Source organism: Metabacillus dongyingensis (assembly GCF_019933155.2).
GTDB lineage: Bacteria > Bacillota > Bacilli > Bacillales > Bacillaceae > Bacillus_P > Bacillus_P dongyingensis.
In genome coordinates, this window is sequence record NZ_CP082944.1 from 79,754 (window position 1) to 97,114 (window position 17,361).

18 protein-coding genes are annotated in these 17,361 nt (G+C 41.6%); all 18 read left to right on the forward strand.

The window, feature by feature from the left end; all coding sequences use genetic code 11:
• Window positions 1-66: 66 nt before the first annotated feature.
• The 18 genes from K8L98_RS00420 (at window position 67) to lysS (ending at window position 17,275) form a co-directional block, all read left to right on the forward strand.
• Window positions 67-804, forward strand: a complete 738-nt coding sequence (locus tag K8L98_RS00420; RefSeq protein WP_223438896.1) for a vWA domain-containing protein — start codon at window positions 67-69, stop codon at window positions 802-804.
• Window positions 770-1,756, forward strand: a complete 987-nt coding sequence (locus K8L98_RS00425) for a protein kinase domain-containing protein (protein ID WP_223438897.1) — start codon at window positions 770-772, stop codon at window positions 1,754-1,756. Before K8L98_RS00420 ends, K8L98_RS00425 begins: the two co-directional genes overlap by 35 nt.
• A 152-nt stretch (window positions 1,757-1,908) precedes the next feature.
• Window positions 1,909-3,291 carry a tRNA lysidine(34) synthetase TilS gene (gene tilS, locus K8L98_RS00430; protein ID WP_223438898.1) on the forward strand — a complete coding sequence of 461 codons (1,383 nt, stop codon included), beginning with the start codon at window positions 1,909-1,911 and terminating at the stop codon, window positions 3,289-3,291.
• A 21-nt stretch (window positions 3,292-3,312) separates the two neighbouring features.
• Window positions 3,313-3,855 (forward strand): hypoxanthine phosphoribosyltransferase, encoded by a 543-nt coding sequence (gene hpt, locus K8L98_RS00435; RefSeq protein ID WP_223438899.1) that lies wholly within the window; start codon window positions 3,313-3,315, stop codon window positions 3,853-3,855.
• A 103-nt stretch (window positions 3,856-3,958) separates the two neighbouring features.
• Window positions 3,959-5,890, forward strand: coding sequence for an ATP-dependent zinc metalloprotease FtsH (ftsH, locus tag K8L98_RS00440; RefSeq protein ID WP_223438900.1), 1,932 nt, complete (start codon window positions 3,959-3,961; stop codon window positions 5,888-5,890).
• Between the two features lie 219 nt (window positions 5,891-6,109).
• Window positions 6,110-6,877 (forward strand): type III pantothenate kinase, encoded by a 768-nt coding sequence (locus tag K8L98_RS00445; protein ID WP_223438901.1) that lies wholly within the window; start codon window positions 6,110-6,112, stop codon window positions 6,875-6,877.
• 19 nt (window positions 6,878-6,896) lie between these two features.
• On the forward strand, window positions 6,897-7,775 hold the full coding sequence (hslO, locus tag K8L98_RS00450) for an Hsp33 family molecular chaperone HslO (protein ID WP_223438902.1): 879 nt from the start codon (window positions 6,897-6,899) through the stop codon (window positions 7,773-7,775).
• 23 nt (window positions 7,776-7,798) lie between these two features.
• Complete coding sequence (locus tag K8L98_RS00455) at window positions 7,799-8,707, forward strand: peptidyl-prolyl cis-trans isomerase (RefSeq protein ID WP_223438903.1); 909 nt, start codon at window positions 7,799-7,801, stop codon at window positions 8,705-8,707.
• A 106-nt stretch (window positions 8,708-8,813) separates the two neighbouring features.
• Window positions 8,814-9,737: a cysteine synthase A gene (gene cysK, locus K8L98_RS00460; RefSeq protein ID WP_223438904.1), complete on the forward strand. Its 924-nt coding sequence runs from the start codon at window positions 8,814-8,816 to the stop codon at window positions 9,735-9,737.
• Between the two features lie 131 nt (window positions 9,738-9,868).
• Complete coding sequence (gene trpE, locus K8L98_RS00465; RefSeq protein WP_223438905.1) at window positions 9,869-11,299, forward strand: anthranilate synthase component I; 1,431 nt, start codon at window positions 9,869-9,871, stop codon at window positions 11,297-11,299.
• Window positions 11,296-11,883, forward strand: coding sequence for an aminodeoxychorismate/anthranilate synthase component II (gene pabA, locus K8L98_RS00470; protein ID WP_223438906.1), 588 nt, complete (start codon window positions 11,296-11,298; stop codon window positions 11,881-11,883). The genes trpE and pabA overlap by 4 nt, the downstream gene beginning before the upstream one ends.
• 4 nt (window positions 11,884-11,887) lie before the next feature.
• Complete coding sequence (gene pabC, locus K8L98_RS00475) at window positions 11,888-12,751, forward strand: aminodeoxychorismate lyase (protein WP_223438907.1); 864 nt, start codon at window positions 11,888-11,890, stop codon at window positions 12,749-12,751.
• Window positions 12,752-12,766: 15 nt separating this feature from the next.
• Window positions 12,767-13,624 carry a dihydropteroate synthase gene (gene folP, locus K8L98_RS00480; RefSeq protein ID WP_223438908.1) on the forward strand — a complete coding sequence of 286 codons (858 nt, stop codon included), beginning with the start codon at window positions 12,767-12,769 and terminating at the stop codon, window positions 13,622-13,624.
• On the forward strand, window positions 13,617-13,979 hold the full coding sequence (gene folB, locus K8L98_RS00485) for a dihydroneopterin aldolase (protein WP_223438909.1): 363 nt from the start codon (window positions 13,617-13,619) through the stop codon (window positions 13,977-13,979). Before folP ends, folB begins: the two co-directional genes overlap by 8 nt.
• Window positions 13,976-14,500, forward strand: coding sequence for a 2-amino-4-hydroxy-6-hydroxymethyldihydropteridine diphosphokinase (folK, locus tag K8L98_RS00490; protein WP_223438910.1), 525 nt, complete (start codon window positions 13,976-13,978; stop codon window positions 14,498-14,500). The genes folB and folK overlap by 4 nt, the downstream gene beginning before the upstream one ends.
• Window positions 14,452-14,658 carry a helix-turn-helix domain-containing protein gene (locus K8L98_RS00495; RefSeq protein ID WP_223438911.1) on the forward strand — a complete coding sequence of 69 codons (207 nt, stop codon included), beginning with the start codon at window positions 14,452-14,454 and terminating at the stop codon, window positions 14,656-14,658. Before folK ends, K8L98_RS00495 begins: the two co-directional genes overlap by 49 nt.
• Before the next feature lie 23 nt (window positions 14,659-14,681).
• Entirely contained in the window at window positions 14,682-15,683 is a 1,002-nt protein-coding gene (gene dusB, locus K8L98_RS00500) for a tRNA dihydrouridine synthase DusB (RefSeq protein ID WP_223438912.1), read from the forward strand.
• A 92-nt stretch (window positions 15,684-15,775) separates the two neighbouring features.
• Window positions 15,776-17,275 carry a lysine--tRNA ligase gene (gene lysS, locus K8L98_RS00505; protein WP_223438913.1) on the forward strand — a complete coding sequence of 500 codons (1,500 nt, stop codon included), beginning with the start codon at window positions 15,776-15,778 and terminating at the stop codon, window positions 17,273-17,275.
• The last annotated feature ends 86 nt before the right edge of the window (window positions 17,276-17,361 follow it).

The following is a 17,361-nucleotide window of genomic DNA, read 5'->3' on the forward strand; positions in this document are numbered from 1 at the left end:
ATTTCATGGCGAGGATGGTAGTACATTATTTCCTTGGTGATAAGAGGATATTAGGAGGGGACTAAAATGAATAAGGGAAAATTAAAACAAATTCTGCTTATAACCGACGGCTGCTCCAATCACGGTGAAGATCCGATTGCGATGGCGGCTCTGGCAAAAGAACAAGGCATTTCAGTAAATGTAATCGGAATCGTTGAAGAAAATGTGATTGATCAGGAGGCGATCGATGAGATTGAAGGGATTGCTATGTCGGGCGGAGGTGTAAGCCAGATTGTCTATGCTCATCAGCTCTCTCAAACGGTGCAAATGGTTACAAGGCAAGCGATGACTCAAACTCTGCAAGGGGTGGTCAATTCTGAACTTCAGCAAATCCTCGGGAAGAAAGTGACAATGGAGGAGCTTTCGCCTGAAAAACGGGGAGAGGTGATGGAAGTAGTCGATGAGCTTGGAGAAACGATCGGTATGGAGATTTTAATATTAGTAGATATGAGCGGAAGCATGAAGCCGAAACTGCCGACTGTAAAAGAATCACTTTTGGATTTATCTATCAGCTTGAATTCGAGAATAGGGGAAAATCAATTTTCAGTGTCTGTATTTCCTGGGAAAAAGGATGAAGTTGAAACCATTTTGGAATGGACACCGAAACTTGAATCGCTCTCCTCTATTTTTCCTAAACTTACAACTGGCGGCATTACCCCGACCGGACCGGCTATTCGTGATGGCATCCATTCGTTTAAGAAAAAGCGTTCTTTAAGGAGTTTGCTCTCAGATGATGAACAATACTTCAACGAATCAAACATGTAAAGCTGCACCAGGCACCATTATTAAGGGAAAGTGGCATCATCAGCAGTACCGGATATTGAAACCCCTTGGTCAGGGTGCTACAGGGATTGTCTATTTAGCGGAGGGAAAACATGGACTTTCAGCACTTAAAGTAAGTGAGAACAGCATGTCCATTACTTCTGAAGTGAATGTCCTTAAACACTTTTCAAAGGTCCAGGGGAATTCCCTTGGGCCTGCTTTAATTGATGTAGATGATTGGATGAATCCCAGAACCCAAACACAAGTTCCTTTTTATGTAATGGAATATATTAAAGGAAAGCAATATCTTGATTTTATCCAGAACAATGGCAACGAATGGATTGGTGTATTAATAATTCAGCTTCTCTCAAATCTGCATGAGCTCCATCAGGCAGGCTGGGTTTTCGGCGACTTGAAACCGGAGAATCTGATTGTGGCTGACAGGCCGGTGCAGCTGAGGTTTATAGATGTTGGAGGAACAACGCTTAAGGGCAGGTCAATAAAAGAGTTTACCGATTTTTTTGATAGAGGATACTGGGGACTTGGGACCCGCAAGGCGGAGGCGGAGTATGATCTATTTGCAGCTGCTATGATCGTGATCAATTCTGTTTATCCTAAACGGTTTAAAAAGCAGGGAGACGGAAACGGTCAGCTAAATGCTGTTATTCAGTCAAATCCTTACTTGCGGCAGCATTCTGCCGTTTTAAATAATGCCATCTTGGGAAAATACAAGTATGCTTCTGAAATGAAACAGGATTTCCTGCAGTCTCTTTATCCTAAGACGAGCAGAAAGCCCCCTGCCGCAGCAAGACAGTCTGCTCCAAACCATCAGCAGAAAAAAACGCGGGTGCAGGTTAAAAAGAAGAACAAAGTAAGCGGATGGATCGAAACCGTGATGATTATTGCTGCTTTATGCATTATCTATTCGTTCTATGTTTATCACTATCTCCTGTAAATTTGATAAATATGTGAACGGGGGACTTCTTTTTTGCAGACGCCAAAGCATAAGTGATAGTATTAATGTGCACTCATTATAGAATGTACTGTTCTCGGACAGGATGCGTTTTAGAAAAAAATTATTAAATCATGCTATAAAAGAGGAATGCCATGCTAGAACGTTTCCGGACTTTTCTTAATGTTAACGATATAAAAGATGCAACCGTTGTGATTGGGGTTTCAGGCGGACCTGATTCGCTTGCCCTGCTTCATTTATTTATGAGGTTTCAGCAAGCTTATCAGCTTAGAATCATTGCTGCTCATGTGGATCATATGTTTAGAGGTCGACAGTCTGAAGAAGAAATGGAATTTGTTAAGCACTATTGCCGTTCGAATGGGGTTCCGTGTGAAGCTGTTCAGCTGAACGTGTCTGATTTCGCCAGGAAGCACCCGGAAATGAGTGCTCAGAATGCAGCCAGAGAATGCCGCTACACTTTCTACAGCAAAGTAATGGAAAAGTATGAGGGAAAGTTTTTGGCTTTAGGGCATCATGGAGATGATCAGGTTGAGACCATTTTAATGAGAATGACTAGAGGCGGAATGGGTGCTTCTATTGCGGGAATTCCTGAAATGCGTGATTTTGACAGCGGGAAAATCATTCGTCCTTTTTTATCTTTTACAAAAGATCAAATTCTTACCTACTGTCATGAACACAAGCTGTCTCCGCGATTTGATCCAAGCAACGAGAAGCAGGACTATACAAGAAATCGCTTCCGCAAACATGTATTGCCGTTTCTTAAGGAAGAAAACCCTAAAGTTCATGAGAGATTTCAGTTTTTCAGCAGAACATTTAGAGAAGATGAGCAGTTCTTACAGGAATTAACGAAAGAAAAATTGAATACAGTATTGAAAAGGAAAAAGAACGAAATCGAATTGAATATTGAAATGTTTAAAACCCTGCCTATGCCTTTACAAAGAAGAGGTATTCAACTAATATTAAACTATCTTTACGAAGATATTCCATCTTCCCTTTCTTCTATACATATAGAGAGTCTTCAGTCTTTACTCTCGCAAAAACATCCTTCCGGTTCACTTGATTACCCAGACGGTCTAAAAGTAATCAAATCCTATCAAACGTGTTTGTTTACTTTTGAACAAAACACAGACCAGTCATATGAGATGCAAGTGCAGATACCTTCACGCACTTCCCTCCCAAACGGGTATATCATAACTTGTGAAATTTCGGACAGGAGTCCTGATGATCTGTCAGGGAACCATGTGTTCGTCATGCCATATTCTTCTTTGAACAAACCCTTGCTTATCCGCACAAGAAGGCAAGGTGATAAAATCAAACTGAAAGGCATGAACGGTACGAAAAAAGTAAAAGATATATTTATTGATGCTAAAGTACCGATCAATAAGAGAAACAGCTGGCCTGTTTTAGAAGATGGCAGCGGTAATATCCTCTGGCTTCCCGGCCTTAAGAAATCTTCATTTGAAGAATACGGGTTATCCGAGGGTGATTGTGTTGTACTGGAATATAAAGAGCAATGATTTTGTAGGGGGCAACTTGTAATGAAGCAGGATATCGAAAAAGTATTAATCACAGAAGAAGAGATCAGTGTCAAAGTAAAAGCATTGGGCAAAGCGCTAACAGAAGAATATAAAGACCGCTTTCCGCTCGCAATTGGTGTTTTAAAGGGTGCAATGCCTTTTATGGCGGATCTGCTGAAGAACATCGATACATACTTGGAAATGGACTTTATGGATGTTTCGAGTTATGGTACATCTACGGTCTCTTCCGGTGAAGTTAAGATTCTTAAGGATTTGGATACTTCAGTTGAAGGCAGAGACATTCTAATCATTGAAGATATCATCGACAGCGGTTTAACACTAAGCTACTTAGTAGAGCTTTTCCGTTACCGTAAAGCAAAAACAATCAGCATTGTGACTTTGCTTGATAAACCGACTGGACGCAAAGCTGATATCCAGGCAGATTATGTATGCTTTGAAGTTCCGGATGCATTTGTAGTCGGCTATGGTTTAGATTACATTGAACGCTACCGCAATCTTCCGTACATCGGCGTGCTGAAGCCTGAAATTTATCAAAATAAGTAACAATGGATTTTGTCAAGTATACAAATGGCTAATTAGTTGTATTGCCATGATTTTCTATGATACTATTTAAAATAGCTGTGTTTACTGTGGGAGGAGGTAAGGAATGAATCGGATCTTCCGTAATACCATATTTTATTTATTAATCTTTTTAGTGGTTATTGGAGTCGTCAGTTTTTTCCAAGGAAACAATACAAAAACTGAACCATTAACTTACAGTAAATTCATTTCCGAACTTGAGGCTGGAGATGTTGAAGAAATAACGATACAGCCGCTGCGTGGGGTTTATGAAGTTAAAGGTAAGTTAACTGATTATAAAGAAGATGAGTTATTTGTAACTCATGTATTAAGCGACAAAGCATTAGACCGTGTGGATGCTGCTGCTCAGGGGAAAACGAGCGTTAAGTTCGTACCTGCAGAAGAAACCAGCGGATGGGTAACGTTCTTTACATCCATCATTCCTTTTGTCATTATCTTCATTCTTTTCTTCTTCTTGCTCAACCAGGCTCAGGGCGGCGGAAGCCGTGTCATGAACTTTGGCAAAAGCAAAGCCAAGCTTTACAGCGAAGAAAAGAAAAAGGTCAGATTTAAAGACGTTGCAGGTGCAGATGAAGAGAAGCAGGAGCTTGTTGAAGTCGTGGAATTCCTAAAGGATCCACGTAAGTTTGCAGAGCTTGGCGCCCGCATTCCTAAAGGTGTTCTTCTTGTAGGACCTCCTGGAACAGGTAAAACGCTTCTTGCACGTGCTGCTGCCGGAGAAGCTGGCGTGCCGTTCTTCTCAATCAGCGGATCTGATTTCGTTGAAATGTTTGTCGGTGTAGGGGCTTCCCGTGTTCGTGACTTGTTTGAGAATGCGAAAAAGAACGCACCTTGTATTATCTTTATTGATGAAATTGATGCAGTTGGCCGTCAGCGCGGCGCGGGTCTTGGCGGAGGCCATGATGAGCGTGAGCAGACCCTTAACCAATTGCTTGTTGAAATGGACGGATTTGGCGGAAATGAAGGAATCATTATGATTGCTGCTACAAACCGCCCTGACATTCTTGATCCTGCTTTATTGCGTCCAGGCCGTTTTGACCGTCAGATTACGGTTGACCGTCCTGATCTTAAAGGTCGTGAGGCAGTTCTTCAAGTACATGCCCGCAACAAGCCTTTAGATGATGCTGTTAATTTAAAATCGATCGCCGCCCGTACACCTGGATTCTCAGGTGCAGATCTTGAAAACCTTCTGAATGAGGCTGCACTTGTTGCTGCCCGCCGCAATAAGAAAAAGGTCGATATGACAGATATTGATGAAGCTACAGACCGTGTAATTGCGGGTCCTGCGAAGAAGAGCCGTGTTATTTCTCAAAAAGAGCGCAAAATTGTTGCCTATCATGAAGCAGGGCATACAATTATCGGAGTAATTCTTGATGAGGCTGATATGGTGCACAAAGTAACAATCGTACCTCGCGGTCAAGCTGGCGGATATGCTGTTATGCTTCCGAAAGAAGATCGTTACTTTATGACGAAGCCTGAGCTTCTTGATAAAATTACTGGACTTCTCGGCGGCCGTGTAGCTGAGGACATCGTATTCGGCGAAGTCAGCACAGGAGCATCCAATGACTTCCAGCGTGCGACAGGCATTGCCCGCCGCATGGTAACAGAGTTTGGTATGAGTGATAAGCTAGGGCCATTGCAATTTGGACAATCGCAAGGGCAAGTGTTTTTAGGACGCGACTTCAACAGCGAGCAGAACTATAGTGATGCCATTGCACATGAAATTGATATGGAAGTGCAGCGCTTCATTAAAGAAAGCTATGAGCGTGCTAAGAAGATTCTTACTGAGAATCGTGATAAATTAGAGCTGATTGCTCAAACACTGCTTGAAATTGAAACACTCGATGCAGAACAGATTAAACACCTTGTGGATCATGGCACATTGCCGGATCGGCCAGCTGCTGTCGACAAAAAACAAGAAGATGTGAAAGTGAACATCCTCCCGAAAAAGGATGAAGAACAAACATCTGAAATACATGAAGATCGAAAAGAAGATTAATCGGTCTTTAGAAGAACCGCATGTTCATTATGAGCTTGCGGTTCTTTCTTTTTGCATTTCATCTTCTAAAAAGAATAAAATGGAGATGTTGTTTATTCTGGGGAATAATAATTGATTCAGTTCTTATTTTTATACGATTCGATTTCTTAACTCATATGATATGATTGAAAAGAATGAGCCTTAAAAAGTGAAAAGAAACTATACAAAGTGGTGATACATATGTTTTTAGTATTGGATGTAGGGAATACAAATACCGTTTTAGGCGTTTTTGAGAGTGATGAATTAAAACATCACTGGCGAATTGAAACGACAAGAAATAAAACGGAAGATGAGTTTGGCATGCTGATTAAATCATTATTTGAACATGAAGGAATACAGCTTACCGATATTAAAGGGATTATTATTTCGTCCGTTGTTCCTCCAATTATGTTCTCGCTCGAGAGAATGTGTTCAAAGTACTTTAAGCAAAAGCCTTTAGTTGTAGGACCAGGAATTAAAACAGGTTTGAACATAAAATATGAGAATCCGCGTGAGGTTGGTGCTGACAGAATAGTTAATGCAGTGGCCGGCATTCATTTATACGGAGGACCTTTAATTATTGTCGACTTTGGTACAGCCACAACCTATTGTTATATAAATGAGGAAAAACAATATATGGGGGGAGCTATTGCCCCGGGAATTAACATTTCAACAGAAGCGTTATATTCAAGAGCAGCTAAACTTCCAAGAATTGAAATTGCAAGACCGGACGATATTATCGGAAAAAATACTGTGAGTGCGATGCAGGCCGGTATTTTATTCGGCTATGTGGGACAAGTAGAAGGCATTGTTAATAGAATGAAACAACAGTCAAAAGCAGAGCCTAAGGTTATTGCTACAGGAGGACTGGCATCATTGATTGCGTCTGAATCGAAAGTAATTGAAATTGTCGATCCTTTCCTTACGTTAAAAGGCCTGCAGCTTATTTATGAAAGAAACAGCATTTAATTTGGAAGGTGAGATTACAATGGATTATTTAGTAAAGGCGCTTGCGTTTGACGGGCAAGTGCGTGCGTATGCTGCCAAAACAACAGACACAGTAGGAGAAGCGCAAAGAAGGCACCAGACATGGCCGACTGCTTCAGCAGCTTTAGGCCGGTCTATGACAGCTGGAGTCATGCTTGGATCAATGCTTAAAGGCGAGAATAAAATGACGATCAAAGTTGAGGGAGGCGGGCCTATCGGTGTCATTGTTGTAGACAGCAATGCAAAAGGCGAGGTGAGAGGCTACGTCACAAACCCTCAAACTCATTTTGACCTTAATGAAAAAGGGAAGCTTGATGTCGCACGGGCAGTAGGCACCACAGGCATGCTTTCCATTGTGAAGGATCTTGGGATGAAAGAACATTTTACAGGTTCAGTTCCCATCGTGTCTGGCGAATTAGGTGAGGATTTCACCTATTATCTTGTATCCTCAGAGCAGGTTCCCTCGTCTGTGGGTGTCGGAGTACTTGTTAATCCGGATAATACAATCCTTGCAGCAGGAGGATTCATTGTTCAATTAATGCCGGGGACGGATGAATCAACTATTACAGAAATCGAGAAACGTCTAGGCAGTGTAGAGCCAATTTCGAAGTTAATTCAAAAAGGATTAACTCCAGAAGAAATTCTTTTTGAAGTATTAGGTAAAGAAAACGTGAAGCTGCTAGATAAACAATCCGTTGCATTCCATTGCCCTTGCTCCCGCGAAAGAATCGCAAATGCCATTATCAGCCTAGGTGCCGAAGAAATTCAAAGTATGATTGAAGAGGATGGCAAAGCAGAGGCAGAATGTCATTTTTGCAATGAAAGATATCATTTCAACAAAGAAGAATTAACAGCGCTGAAGGAAAGTGCGTTAAACTGAACAATGAAACAGGAGATGGAGAAATGAACGGGAAAGCAGTATGGCCAATCATTTTTGGTCTTGTCATCATTAATTGTTTTACCTTGGCCTATTTCTTATCTAAAGATGACAGTATAGCAGCTGTTGTTTCTGGAAACCAGAAATCGGAGTCCATTGCTGTTGTCGGAAAGAAAGAAATTACAAGGGAAGACTGGATGGCGGAGCTTGAAGAGCGTTTCGGAAAAGAAACACTTGAAGAGATGATTAATTTTACGGTAGTTGAGGAGCTTGCGGAAAAGCACAGCATTAAGATCCCTGAAGAAGAACTTGAACGCGAGCTTACGATGTACAAATCCATGTACAATTCCCTTGATAACGAACGGCTGACAGATACGAAAGAACTGCGCGAGCAAATCAGATACAGCATACTGTTAGAAGAATTGTTAACCAAGGATGTTGAAATATCTGATAAAGAACTGAAAGCTTATTATGACTCCAATAAAGAGCTGTATTCAATTGAAGATTCGTATCACTTATTCCATATTGTGACGGAGACCGAGGAAGATGCTTTAAAAGTGATAGAAGAACTAAAAGGCGGCTCAAGCTTTGAAGCGCTGGCTGCTGAAAAGTCAATTGATGAATTTACGGCAAACGAGGGAGGAGAGCTTGGGTTTGTGTCCGCAAATAATGATTATCTTCCATCACAATATGTTGGCGAGGCTGAGAAACTGAAAATAGATGAATGGAGCCACCCGATTAAGAGTAAGCTCGGCTATTCTATTCTTTTATTAAAAGAAAAGCTTGATGGTGTCCAATACTCATATGAAGATGTGAAAAATCAAATGAGAAGGCAGATTGCACTGGAACAAATGGAATCTGCTGTATCTGTTAAACCATTGTGGGAAGAGGCAGGAGTTACGTGGTTTTATGATGATGATACTTCTAAGGAATAAGCAGTTTGTCCTATCCGATAAGTAAGAAAAGATTGACAATTCAGACTGAGTTTTGGTACATTCTTTTTAAAGCCAATAAAAATACTCGGAAATAGAGGTGGTCAGATTGACGCGTGTTGCAAATTCAATACACGAACTGATTGGGGAAACACCGATAGTGAAGTTAAATCGAATCGTAGATGAGGATAGCGCCGATGTTTATTTGAAGCTTGAGTTTATGAACCCGGGAAGCAGCGTAAAAGACCGGATTGCACTTGCAATGATTGAGGCAGCTGAAGAAAAGGGTCTTCTTAAAGCCGGAGATACGATTATTGAACCAACAAGCGGCAATACAGGTATCGGTTTAGCCATGGTAGCTGCTGCTAAAGGCATTAAGGCTATTTTAGTTATGCCTGAGACAATGAGTATGGAGCGCCGTAATCTTTTAAAAGCATATGGAGCAGAGCTTGTGCTTACACCAGGTCCCGAAGGAATGGGCGGAGCCATTCGCAAAGCTGAGGAACTTTCTAAAGAACATGGTTACTTCATGCCTCAGCAATTTAAAAATGAAGCGAATCCTGAGGTTCACCGCAGAACAACAGGTCCTGAAATTGTGAGCCAAATGGGTGATCAGCTTGATGCATTTATTTCAGGTATCGGAACAGGCGGTACAATCACTGGTGCTGGCCAAGTACTTAAGGAAGCTTATCCAGACATTAAGATTTATGCAGTTGAGCCTTCAGACTCACCAGTATTGTCTGGCGGTAAACCGGGCCCTCATAAAATTCAGGGTATCGGCGCAGGATTTGTGCCTGATATCTTAAAAACAGACATTTACGATGAAGTCATTACCGTCAAAAATGAAGAAGCATTTGAGGTTGCCCGCCAAGCAGCTAAAGAAGAAGGTTTGCTCGGAGGAATTTCTTCGGGTGCAGCCATTAAAGCTGCATTGCAGGTTGCGAAAGAATTAGGAAAAGGCAAAAAAGTTCTGGCCATCATTCCAAGCAACGGCGAAAGATACTTAAGCACTCCGTTATATCAATTCGATTAAAATAAAAACAGCCTTCGGGCTGTTTTTTCTATACTGTCTCTTTAGTTTCCTCTCCTTTCAATATTTTCATCATGTAATCTTCCTGTGTTTTAGGTAAAATGAAGGTATGAGTTTTTAAGGAGAGGGTATAGATGCATCTTGAGAGAAAGCCGCTCGCAAAAAAAGCGGAATACAATCTTGATTTCTTTAAACAATATCAGCATCTTTCTAAACATGAGGAGTATCATGCATTCTTAGAAAGCGGCAGAGGCGGACGGTACAGCATTGCAGGATTGAAGCCTGCAGCGATTGTAAGAGGGAAAGATTCTGTTTTAACAATACAGACGAATGATACGGCAGAAGAACGGAATGGGAATCTGCTCGATACCTTCAGAGACTGGTTTTCTGCTTATAAATCTGTTAAAGACGAAGAGCTTCCGGATTTTCAGGGAGGAGCTATTGGCTTTTTCAGCTACGATTGTGTAAGATATTTTGAAAAACTCGAACAGCATTCAAAAGATGATCTGGAAACGCCTGATTTGTTTTTCCTGCTGTTTGATGATCTTGCTGTTTATGATCACCAAGAGCGTGAGATTTGGTTCATTACCCATTACAGACAGGATCATGAAGTAGAAGAGGCTAAGAGACGCATTGCTGAAATGGAACGGAGCTGGACTGAGTTGCGTTCTGAGCCATTTATTCATAAACAGGCTGCGCCTAAAGGGGAAGCGTTGCAGGGTGCTTTTACTAAAGAATCCTTCATGGAAGCAGTAGAGAAAATCAAAGAATATATAGAGAGCGGCGATGTTTTTCAGGTGAACTTATCCGTAAGGCAAACCCAGCCGTTAGAAGTTCATCCGCTTAAGATTTATGAAACGCTAAGAGAATTAAATCCTTCTCCTTATATGGCTTATCTCGAATTGAAGGATTTCCAGATTGTCAGCGGCTCTCCAGAGCTTTTAGTGAAGATTGATGGAGAAAAAGCAAGCACGCGCCCAATCGCAGGAACTAGGTCGAGAGGGGAAAATGAAGAGGAAGATACAAAGCTTGCAAATGAACTGATTCAAAATGAGAAGGAACGGGCAGAACATGTCATGCTTGTCGATCTTGAGAGAAATGACTTAGGAAGAGTGTGCAAATACGGAACAGTTGAAGTAAACGAGTTTATGGTCATTGAAAAATATTCGCATGTTATGCACATTGTTTCAAATGTACAAGGAACATTAGCCGAAGAAAAAGACTATATCGATGTTTTTAAAGGTGTTTTTCCTGGGGGCACGATAACAGGAGCTCCGAAAATAAGAACAATGGAAATTATTGAAGAACTAGAACCGTCACGAAGAGGCATTTATACGGGCTCCATCGGCTGGATTGGATATAATGGAGATATGGAGCTGAACATTGTCATCCGCACACTGCTTGCAAAGGATGGACATGCCTACATCCAGTCAGGAGCGGGAATCGTGATCGACTCAAACCCGAAACATGAATACAAAGAGTCATTAAAAAAGGCGCAGGCCTTATTGAGAGCAAAAGAGCTGAGTGAAGAAGAGAATATGACAGCAGAGGTGAGAGAAAGATGATTTTAATGATTGATAATTATGATTCATTTACATTTAATTTAGTGCAGTATTTAGGTGAGCTTGGTGAAGAACTGGTTGTCCGCAGAAATGATGAAATTACTTTGGCTGAAATGGAAGAGCTTGCCCCGGATTTCTTAATGATTTCACCTGGGCCCTGCAGCCCTAACGAAGCTGGAATCAGTCTTGCAGCCATAGAACACTTTGCAGGGAAAATTCCTATTTTTGGAGTATGCCTTGGTCATCAATCTATTGCTCAGGTATTTGGCGGTGATGTAGTCCGTGCAGAACGATTAATGCACGGGAAAACATCGGAGATGCATCATGATGGAAAAACGGTCTTTCAGGATATAGAAAATCCATTTACCGCAACACGCTATCATTCATTAATTGTGAAAAAAGAAACATTGCCAGACTGCTTTGAGATTACAGCATGGACTGATGAAGATGAAATTATGGCGATTCGGCATAAAACCCTTCCAATCGAAGGGGTGCAATTTCATCCTGAATCGATTATGACTTCCTTTGGAAAAAATCTGCTGGGCAATTTTATAAAAACATACCAGCCATCCAGAAAACTGGTTTAACGATATGTATATTTACCTTAATTCAGACTATGTAAAAGCAGAGGAAGCAAAAATCTCCCCTTTTGATCATGGATATTTGTATGGATTAGGGGCATTTGAAACATTCAGGCTGTATAAGGGGCATCCTTTTTTGCTGGACGATCACTTGCATCGTCTGCAGGGTGCCTTGGAAGAGCTTCACATCCGCTTAGAACTAACCGGTCTTAAGATTGAGGATGTGATTCAGAAGCTGCTTGTCCTTAATCAGCTGGAGAACGAGAACGTCTCTGTTCGTTTAAATGTTTCAGCAGGTGCCGGCGGGCTTGCCTTTGGGGCAATGGAATACTGGGAGCCGACTGTGATGCTCTTTATGAGGAAGCTGCCTGAAATGCCTGAGAATCTTGAAAAGAGCGGGCGTATCTTATCGCTGCCGCGCAATACCCCTGAGGGAGAGCAGCGCCTGAAATCGCATCATTATCTTAATAATATTCTGGCCAAGCATGAAATCGGCAATGACCCATCAATTGAAGGCATTTTTTTAACAAAAGAGGGTTTTGTGGCAGAAGGAATTGTATCTAACCTTTTTTGGATAAAAGATCATATCGTATATACTCCTTCAATTGATACTGGCATTTTAAATGGGATTACCCGCCAGTTTATTATGCGCTGTTTAGAAAAAATCGGCCTTCAAGCGGAGGAAGGTTTCTATCCAGCAGAAAAGCTGCTAAAGGCTGATGAGGTATTTGCGGTAAATTCTGTTCAGGAGATCATTCCTTTAAAAGAAATTGGTTCCCAATCTTTTTTAGGGAAAAAAGGTGAAATTACGCAAACACTACAGAAGATGTATAAGCAAAATACAATGCTGCTGAAAAGCAGATTTGAGCTGTAAAGGATTGATGAGAAGATGGAAACGATTTTACTTGCCAATAAGAAACAACTATCATGCGGCCCTTATAATTTAAACCTCAGTGAAAAGACCTTTATCATGGGGATCTTAAACCTCACTCCGGACTCTTTTTCTGATGGGGGGAAATTTAATCAGATAGATTCTGCCCTTGCACATGCAGAAGAGATGATTGCAAACGGGGCAGATATTATTGATGTTGGCGGGGAATCCACAAGACCTGGGGCAGAGTACGTTGATTCTGCTGAAGAGATCAAAAGAGTGGTTCCGATCATTGGAAAACTTTCTAAAGAAATCAATGTGCCAATATCTATTGATACGTATAAAGCGGATGTGGCTGAACAGGCCATACTTGCAGGAGCGACAATAATCAACGATGTATGGGGAGCTAAAGCAGATCCAAATATGGCTGCTGTAGCGGCTAAGTATAATGTTCCCATTGTTCTAATGCACAATAGGCAAGAGCGGAAATACGAAAGTTTGATTCCCGATATGATCGCCGATCTTAATGAAAGTGTTGAAATTGTTAAGCAGGCGGGTCTACAGGATGATAAGATTATTTTAGATCCTGGTATAGGCTTTGCAAAGACAATGGAGGATAACCTCGCAGTCATGAGAAACCTTGAAACATTTACGCAGCTTGGCTATCCGGTCCTTTTAGGGACATCAAGAAAATCCTTCATTGGCCGCATTCTTGACCTCCCTCCTTCTGATAGAATGGAAGGGACGGGCGCGACAGTTTGCCTCGGCATTGAAAAAGGGTGCAGCATTGTGCGTGTGCATGATGTTCAGGGTATTGCAAGAATGGCAAAGATGATGGATGCAATGCTTGGAAAAGGGGCGGCTGTTCATGGATAAAATAGTTGTGAGCGGAATGGAATTCTACGGGTATCACGGAGTATTCTCTGAAGAAACGAAACTAGGGCAGCGGTTTCGCGCGGATCTTACGGTCGAGCTTGACTTGCGGGAAGCTGGACGGACAGATGATCTTCAGCATACAGTAAATTATGCTTCTCTTTATCACATCTGCAAAAACATTGCTGAAGGGAAGCCGTATAAGCTTGTGGAGGCTGTTGCAGAAAAGATAGCTGAGCAAGTGCTGAAGGAATTTCAGCAGGTGAACAATTGCACAGTAAAGCTGTACAAGCCAGATCCTCCAATCCCGGGGCATTATCAGCATGTTTCGGTTGAAATCAAAAGAGGCCGGACATGAACAAGGCCTTTCTCGCACTTGGATCTAATATAGGAGACAGAGAGCGTTATGTAAAAGATGCCATCCTAAGCTTGAACGAGCATCCAGCTATAAAGGTGGAAAAAATTTCCTCTATTTATGAAACAGATCCAGTCGGGTACGTGGATCAGGATGCATTTTTGAACATGGTGCTCTCCGTCCGCACAGATTTATCAGCGTTTCAGCTGCTGGATGTCATGCAGGGGATTGAAAAAGAGCTTGGCAGAAAAAGAGAATTAAAATGGGGTCCTCGAACTTTAGACCTTGACATTTTGTTGTTTAATCACGAAAATATTGAAACAGAGCACCTAATTATTCCTCACCCAAGGATGTTGGAACGCTCGTTCGTGCTAATACCGCTTTATGAGATACAACCAGAAATAAAGATTCCAAACAGCGAGCAGCCGCTTTCGATAATTATAGATCAATTAACAGATAAAAAAGGAGTACGAATATGGAAGCAGAAAAATGGGGAAGACGTATTCGCGCTTTTCGAAAGCTGAAAGGATATACTCAAGAAAGCTTTGCAAAAGACCTGGGTATTTCTGTTTCTGTGTTAGGTGAAGTTGAACGGGGAAACAGACTGCCGAATGATCAGTTGATACAAGAAGTAGCGGCCGCTCTGAACGTCACCATAGAAGAATTATCACCAAGAGATTGAATCGCAGAAAAGGAGGTCAAATATTGTTTAAAATAGGCGATATTCAAATGAAAAACCGCGTTGTCCTTGCGCCGATGGCCGGAGTCTGCAACTCTGCATTCCGTCTGACAGTAAAAGAATTTGGAGCGGGTCTTGTTTGTGCTGAAATGGTCAGCGATAAAGCGATCCTTTATAACAATGCCAAAACAATGGGCATGCTGTATATTGATGAGCGCGAAAAACCATTAAGTCTTCAAATTTTCGGAGGCAAAAAAGATACGCTGGTAGAAGCAGCTAAATTCGTTGATAAGAATACGACTGCAGATATTATTGATATCAATATGGGGTGTCCTGTACCTAAGATTACGAAATGTGATGCAGGCGCAAGATGGCTCCTTGATCCGGACAAAATTTATGACATGGTTTCAGCTGTTGTTGATGCAGTAGATAAACCTGTAACTGTTAAAATGCGCATGGGCTGGGATGACAAACATATCTATGCTGTCAGTAATGCTCAAGCAGTTGAAAGAGCGGGCGGAAAAGCTGTAGCACTTCATGGCCGTACGAGAGTTCAAATGTATGAAGGAACAGCAAATTGGGATATCATTAAAGAAGTTAAACAATCTGTCAATATTCCCGTTATCGGAAATGGCGATGTCCAAACACCTCAAGATGCAAAAAGAATGCTTGATGAAACAGGTGTTGATGGCGTCATGATCGGGCGTGCAGCTCTTGGTAACCCGTGGATGATCTATCGTACAGTTCAGTATCTTGATACGGGAGAATTGATCGGTGAGCCGTCTGTACGCGAAAAAATGGATGTTTGCAAACTTCACTTAGATCGCTTGATCGCATTAAAAGGCGAAACTGTAGCTGTCAGAGAAATGAGAAAGCATGCTGCATGGTACCTTAAAGGAATCCGCGGCAACGCCATTGTAAGAAACGCCATTAATACAATGGATACAAGAGATGAACTGGTGAATTTGCTTGATGAGTTTACTTTAGAGGCAGAAGCAAAACAACAAAACAGCATTCAGGCAGGATAATCTGTCTTTCAACGCAGCGATTGCATACTGCCAGTTTGAACTGGCAGTTTTTCTGCTTTCGTTCGTAAATAATAGAATAGGAGCTGATTTTTTTGAGTCACGAAGAATTAACCCACGAAGAACTAAATGACCAGCTGAAAGTAAGACGGGAAAAACTACATACGCTTCGCGAAAAAGGTTTGGATCCATTCGGCAAACGTTTCGAACGTACAGGTTATACAGCACAATTAGTGTGCGAGTACGGTGAAATTTCAAAAGAAGATCTTGAAGAAAGAGAAATTTCTGTTACGCTTGCCGGAAGAATCATGACCAAGCGCGGCAAAGGCAAAGCGGGATTTGCTCACATTAAAGACATCGAAGGGCAAATTCAGATCTATGTGCGCAAAGATGCTGTAGGTGATGAGCAGTATGAGCTTTTCAACACAGCTGACTTAGGGGATATTGTCGGTGTTACAGGAGTTATGTTCAAAACAAAAGTGGGCGAGCTTTCTATTAAAGTCACAAGCTTTGAATTGCTGACAAAATCGTTGCGTCCTCTTCCGGACAAATTTCACGGCTTGAAAGACATCGAGCAGCGCTACCGTCAAAGATACCTGGATTTAATCATGAACGACGAAAGTAAAAGCACATTTATTGCACGCAGCAAGATCATTCAGTCTATGCGCCGTTATTTGGACCAAAACGGATACTTAGAGGTTGAAACACCAACTATGCATACAATTGCAGGCGGAGCATCAGCACGTCCATTTGTAACGCATCACAACGCACTTGATATGCAATTGTACATGCGCATCGCGATTGAGCTTCATCTGAAGAGACTAATTGTGGGCGGAATGGAAAAAGTATATGAAATTGGCCGTGTATACAGAAACGAAGGGATTTCTACACGCCATAACCCGGAATTCACGATGATTGAGCTTTATGAGGCTTATGCAGACTATAGAGACATCATGTCATTAACTGAAAATCTAATTGCTCATATTGCAAAAGAGGTAACTGGATCTACGAAAGTGACTTATGGCGAGTATGAGATTGATCTACAGCCTGAGTGGACAAGGCTGCACATGGTTGATGCAATCAAAGAACGTACAGGTGTAGACTTCTGGCAGGAAATGACCGTCGAAGAAGCGCGAGCACATGCAGCGGAGCATAATGTTGAAATTAACAAAAACATGACTGTAGGCCATATCATAAATGAATTCTTTGAGCAAAAAGTAGAAGAGCATCTAATTGAGCCGACATTTATCTTTGGTCATCCTGTTGAAATCTCTCCTCTTGCGAAAAAGAATGATGAAGATCCTCGTTTCACTGATCGATTTGAATTATTCATTGTAGCGCGCGAGCATGCGAACGCATTTACAGAACTCAATGATCCAATCGATCAAAAAGAACGGTTTGAAGCACAGCTTCAAGAAAGAGAGCAAGGAAATGACGAGGCACATATGATGGACGAAGACTTCATTGAAGCTTTGGAATACGGAATGCCTCCAACAGGCGGTCTTGGAATCGGAATTGACCGTGTAGTTATGCTTCTGACAAACTCATCTTCTATTAGAGATGTATTGTTATTCCCGCATATGAGACATCGTTAATATCGGTTAAAAACCTCCGTTTAAGTACGGAGGTTTTTTTATTTTGTTTTTTTATAAAAAAGTCTTGCTTAATAGTGTTAGCGGTG